Here is a 6,105-nt window from a genome sequence, read left to right on the forward strand (position 1 = left end):
CAATAACGCGTGTATCAGATGCTTTACAAAACGGACAACGCATAAACAAACCTCAACATTTTGTGTTTTAAGTATCTACCAACACAATATATTGTGTATAAAAATTTGAAAATGTCAATACTGTTTTTATTTTTTTGCTTATGGAAAAAATATGAGAAGAAAACTTATAACAAAAACTATTCTAGGTTAAAATCATCAAGCAGTTTATCAAACAAATAATCTTTAATATTTTGTGGAAGGGGCTTAAAATCTTCTATGTCTGCTTGTGAATATAAAGTATTACCATCTTTGTCATGGTAGGATATGAATTTCAAAATAAACTCAACTTTCGTTTTATCTGTATAATCTATCCTGTATAGCATTCTTGCGCTTTGTGCAATTTTTATTGTATCATAATCAATAACAACTAAAGAATCTGTTTTTTTATTTAATAATTCTTTAATTTCTTTTTCCAAACCTTCTTTACTAAACTTTTTTTCAAGCCATATATTTTTAATGCCTTCTGAAATTATACCTGCACCTTCTTTATCCATGTAGTACACATTACCTACATCATCAGAACCAATCAATTCCCACTCAACAACAGGACAAATCATAAATCACCTCTTTTTTCTTTTAAATTAATACGATTTTTTTAAAAGTCAAATCAATAATACTAATTTTTGTTTAATTTTAATTAATTTTTCTAATATTAACTAGATAAATGCTACAAAATAACAAATATTTGACTTAACCAATATGCTTTTGATATAGTAAAAAAAAGATTGCAAGAAAATAAAAGGGGGTTGTATGAAAATTAAACGGTTGCTTGTAGCAAACCGAGGTGAAATAGCCATAAGAATTTTTAGAGCTGCAACAGAACTAAACATTGAAACAATTGGTATCTACTCTTACGAAGATCGCTATTCCTTGCATCGCTACAAATGTGATGAATCCTATCTTGTTGGCGAAGGTAAAAGCCCCGTTGATGCATATTTATCAATGGATGAAATTATTGAACTTGCAAAATCAAAACATATAGATGCAATTCATCCAGGATACGGCTTTTTAAGCGAAAACCCTTTATTTGCTAAAAAATGCGAAGAAGCGGGTGTTATATTTGTCGGCCCCCATTCAAACGCAATAGAAATTTTCGGTGATAAATTAATGTCAAAACAAACAGCACAGAAGCTAAATATTCCAACTATACCAGGCAGCAAACATTGTATTTCAAGTATTAATGAGTTAAAAGAATTTGCTGAAAAAAATAACTACCCTATTTTGATAAAAGCTACCAAAGGTGGTGGTGGCAGGGGTATAAAAGTGGTAGAAAAACCACAAGATTTAGAATCAGAATACTTAATGGCAAAATCAGAAAGCCTAAAAGCGTTTGGAAGTGATGAAATTATAGCTGAAAAATTAGTAAAAAATCCTAAACATATTGAGGTGCAAATATTGGGGGACAAATTTGGCAATTATGTACATTTGTTTGAAAGGGACTGTTCTATCCAGCGCAGACATCAAAAAGTAGTAGAAATTGCACCATCTCTAAATATACCAGATGAGTTGTTACAATCAATGTATTCAGATTCAATAAAGTTTGCAAAAGAAACAAAACTCTACAATGCAGCTACATTTGAATATCTGGTTGATGAAGAAAAAAAACACTATTACTTTTTGGAAGTAAATCCCAGATTGCAGGTAGAGCATACAGTAACTGAGATGATTACGGGTATAGATATTGTTCAATCCCAGATAAAAATTTCAAGCGACAAGCCGCTTAAAGATATCTTAGGCAAACAAGAAAATATTCACAAAAAAGGATATGCTTTTCAATGCCGTATAACGACAGAAGACCCACAAAACAACTTTTCCCCTGACACTGGTAAAATTGAAGCCTACAGATCGCCTGCAGGTTATGGGATTAGGCTTGACGCTGCAAGCGCCTATACTGGAGCGTTAATCACACCATTTTACGATTCGCTCCTTGTAAAAATTACGGCCTTTGGTTTAACATTTGAAGAAGCTGCAAAAAAAATGCACAGGGCGCTTAGGGAATTTAGAATTAGAGGCATTAAAAACAACCTAAGATTTTTGGAAAACCTTGTGTCAAACAAAGACTTTTTAAAAGGTGATTTTAATGTTCATTTTTTAGAAACACATCCAGAAATATTTAGGTTTGAAAAACCAAAAGATAGAATAAGCAAGCTTCTAAGATTTTTAGGTAATAATATTGTTAACAAACCAAATGGTGAAGCGAAAAATATTGTTTTTCCAACAATAGTAAAGCCAAAAGCTCAAGGCAAAATACCAGAAGGCTTAAGGGGTGTGCTTTTAAGAGAAGGCACAAAAGGCTTTGTAGAAAAAATCAAATCATCAAAAGAAGTTTTATTTTGCGATACAACTTTTAGAGATGCTCACCAATCATTGCTCGCCACCAGGATGCGCACAAAGGATCTACTTGAGGTTTCTGATTTTGTTGCAAGAAAAATGAACAAACTGTTTTCAATTGAAATGTGGGGCGGTGCCACATTTGATGTATGCTATAGGTTTTTGAAAGAAGATCCCTGGGAAAGACTTGACATGTTACGCCAAAAAATCCCAAATATACCGTTTCAAATGCTTTTAAGAGGTGCAAATGCCGTAGGATACACAAATTATCCAGATAATGTTGTAAAAGCCTTTATTAGAGAAGCTGTTGATAGCGGGATTGATGTATTTAGAATTTTTGACTGTTTCAATTGGACAGACCAGATGGCAATTGCCATGGAAGAAGTAAAAAAACTAGATAGAATCTGTGAAGCTGCTATTTCTTACACTGATGATATATTATCACCAAAAAACAATAAATACACACTCTCCTACTATGTAGATCTTGCAAAAAAACTTGAAAAAATGGGTGCGGATATTATAGCAATAAAAGATATGGCAGGGCTTTTGAAACCATATGCAGCCAAAGTCTTATTTAAAACGCTAAGCCAAGAGGTAGGTGTACCACTGCATTTTCACACACACAATACCTCAGGTAATGCTGAAAGCTCTGTTTTGTGCGCCATAGAATCTGGTGCAAAAATAATTGATGCTGCGGTAAGTTCTATGAGTGGTCTAACCAGCCAGCCTTCTCTAAACTCCATAGTTGCTGCACTTAAAAACACACCAAACCAGTCAAAACTAGATCAAGAAAGTCTTGACGAGCTAGCTAATTATTTTGAGAAAGTAAGACCATATTACTTTTTGTTTGAAAGCGGACTTAAATCGCCTACAGCCGAAGTATACGAGCACGAAATCCCCGGAGGTCAGTATAGCAACTTAAAACCTCAGGTTACAAGTTTGGGTCTTCTAGATAAATGGGATGAAGTAAAAAAAATGTACAAACAGGTAAATAATGCATTGGGCAATTTGATTAAAGTTACACCTTCATCAAAAGTAGTAGGTGATTTGGCATTATTTTTAGTTAGAAACAGCTTAGCTATTGAGGATTTCAAAAAAGATGCTGATAAACTTTCCCTTCCTCAAAGCGTTGTGGATTTCTTTAAGGGTTACCTGGGCCAGCCCTACGGTGGTTTTGACAAAAACCTCCAAGAAAAGGTACTAAAAAGTGAAAAACCTCTCACAATTAGACCTGGTGAGATTTTGCCAGATTACAATTTTGAAGAAGCAAAAGAAAAAATGAAAACCATATCAGGAGATGATGTTCCGTTTAGAGAATTAACTTCATACGCACTTTACAATAAAGTGGTAGAAGATTACTATGATTTCAACAAAGAGTATGGCGATGTATGGGTATTATCTACAAAAGACTTTTTCTTTCCATTAAATATTGCTGAGGAAACAGTAATTAACTTAGAAGAAGGAAAAACAATTTTTGTAAAACTCATTGCCATAGGCGAACCAGACTCAAAAGGTCAAAGAACCCTTACTTTTGAAGTTAACGGTGAATCTAGAATTGTTACTATAAAAGACTTGAATCTACAAGCTACATTAAAACAAAATCTTAAAGGCGACAAAAAAAATCCAAATCATGTAATTGCCACAATGCCTGGAAAAATATCTAAAATACTTGTCAAAGAAGGTGATTTTGTTAATAAAAACCAGCCACTTTGCATTACTGAAGCAATGAAAATGGAAACAAAAATAGTTGCCATAAAAGAAGGCAAAGTCAAAAATATACTGCTAAAAGAAGGTGATATCATAGAAGAGCAAGATTTGATAATTGAACTTGAATAATTAACACTATATCATTTTTGTGTAACCAATAGTTAATACCACCTTATTAGGATAAGCTAAAGGTGGTATTATGAATTTAAATGATCAATTTTTTTTAGCTATTAATAATTTATCTTTATTAAAAATAGGCATTTTAAATTTCTTCTGCATATTTGTTGCACTTTTTTCTCCGTATATTTACGCTTTAGGATTAGTTATTGTATATCTATCAAACCGCAAAAAACAAGCCTTATGCGCTTTTTATGTAGCTTTGATAGGACTTTCTATAAATTTCTTAATCGGACTTTTTTATTACCATCCAAGACCGTTTGTTGAAGGGCTTGGTAACCTGTTAATACCGCACGCCAAAGACTCTTCATTTCCAAGCGATCATGCCACACTTGCATTTGCCATATCGTTTGGCTTCTGGTATGCAAAAGAAAAAACAATTTCTATAATAAGCTTTATTTTCGCTATAATAACAGGATTTGCCAGAGTTTTTGTGGGTGTGCATTTTCCATTTGATATTGTTGGATCTTTTTTTGTTGCAATTGTAGCTTTAACTTTACTTAATGCTTTTGTGGCTTATTTTAGTAAAGTAAGTGATTTTTTAATTAAATTGCAAATAAGAATTTTCAATATGTTTTAAGATATGATAAAAGAATACACGCAAAAAAATTATTTAATCCGTATAAACCGTTTAATTGAACAGTTCCGTTTATTTTTTTTGAAATTACTTTCTTTTGTAAGTCAAAAGTTCAACATTGCAAACTTATTTGCAAGTCTTGCATCTTATATAAGTGATATTTCACCAAGTACTGGTCGTATTTTTGCAAATACTGCAGTTAGATACACTTTTGCAAACAACATTTTACTAAACATGCAAATAAAAAAATCTCAAAAAATAGCCCAACAATCTTCATTAAAAAGAATTCTAATAATTTCTGATTTAAATATTGGCGATGCAGTAAACATCCAAACAGCTGCTAATTTGTTAAAAAAAATTGGAGCACAATCAATAGATTATGCAATCAACAAGAAAGCTTATTCGCTAATCAAATATAACCCGGATATCTCTAATGTTTTTGCTATTTTTGAAAAAGCAAATTTTGTAAGTAAAGATGAAATAAATTATTTAAACAATCTTATCAAACAAAATAATTATGATCTTGTAATAAATTTTTGTCCTTTTTTAAACAAGCATTCTATAAATGGTAAAAATTTTATAAACTATATGGGGCTTTCTGTCTATGTAGCAAATAACTATTTCAAACAAACCAAAACACACATAACTTACGCAATACACACTTTTTTAAATGAAATATTTAATACAAATATATCTTTTGAAAAAAATTACCTATATCTTTCTTCTTATAGTATTCAACAAGCCAAAATGATATATGATACAATACCAAAAAATCACAAAGCAATTTTTTTTAATGTAGATGCAACATCTGTTTTTACACTTGTACCATTTCATATGCAACTTAGTTTATTAGAGCAACTATCAAAATTAGATAATGTTTCTATTATTTTAAGTGCCTCGTTTTCACAAAAAAACCTTCAGGAAAAACTGTACAGTTTGATTAATAACAAAAAACATATTATACCTTTAAGCAATAACTTACCTATTGATGCTTATGCAGCACTGATTGATTTTTGCGATTGCTTTATAAGCTCAGACACAGGTGGTTTACATATCGCATCATCTTATAAGTTAAACGAACATAACAAAGCTTTAAAAAATAAAACTGCAATATTTTCAATTTTTGGTGCTACACCTGCTAATATTTACTCGTATGACTCCAATAGACAAAATTTTTTGAAATCATCGCAGGATGCGTTATCCAGATCATACGTTTCAGATAGTCCATGCAAAAATATAACCTGCATAAACAAAGCTGCAAAAAAATGCAAGAC

At 31.6% G+C, this 6,105-nt stretch carries 4 protein-coding genes; 3 read left to right on the top strand and 1 reads right to left on the bottom strand.

The window, feature by feature from the left end:
• Positions 1-176: 176 nt before the first annotated feature.
• Positions 177-596, bottom strand: coding sequence for a hypothetical protein (locus tag ACP5FO_RS08250; RefSeq protein WP_092129088.1), 420 nt, complete (start codon positions 594-596; stop codon positions 177-179).
• A gap of 193 nt (positions 597-789) precedes the next feature.
• Between ACP5FO_RS08250 and ACP5FO_RS08255 the strand changes: the two genes are divergently transcribed.
• The 3 genes from ACP5FO_RS08255 to ACP5FO_RS08265 all read left to right on the top strand — a co-directional run.
• Positions 790-4,206, top strand: coding sequence for a pyruvate carboxylase (locus ACP5FO_RS08255; protein WP_428110721.1), 3,417 nt, complete (start codon positions 790-792; stop codon positions 4,204-4,206).
• A 70-nt stretch (positions 4,207-4,276) separates the two neighbouring features.
• Positions 4,277-4,834: an undecaprenyl-diphosphatase gene (locus ACP5FO_RS08260; RefSeq protein ID WP_428157357.1), complete on the top strand. Its 558-nt coding sequence runs from the start codon at positions 4,277-4,279 to the stop codon at positions 4,832-4,834.
• Positions 4,835-4,837: 3 nt separating this feature from the next.
• Positions 4,838-6,105: glycosyltransferase family 9 protein (locus ACP5FO_RS08265; protein WP_428157358.1), on the top strand; the 1,268-nt coding region annotated here is incomplete at its 3' end.

Origin of the sequence: Desulfurella sp., from assembly GCF_049977265.1 — a bacterium.
Classification (GTDB): domain Bacteria; phylum Campylobacterota_A; class Desulfurellia; order Desulfurellales; family Desulfurellaceae; genus Desulfurella.

Coding starts and splice junctions, on each gene's coding strand:
- ACP5FO_RS08250 (WP_092129088.1), bottom strand. CDS start 596: ATGATTTGTCCTGTTGTTGAGTGGGAATTGATTGGTTCTGATGATGTA.
- ACP5FO_RS08255 (WP_428110721.1), top strand. CDS start 790: ATGAAAATTAAACGGTTGCTTGTAGCAAACCGAGGTGAAATAGCCATA.
- ACP5FO_RS08260 (WP_428157357.1), top strand. CDS start 4,277: ATGAATTTAAATGATCAATTTTTTTTAGCTATTAATAATTTATCTTTA.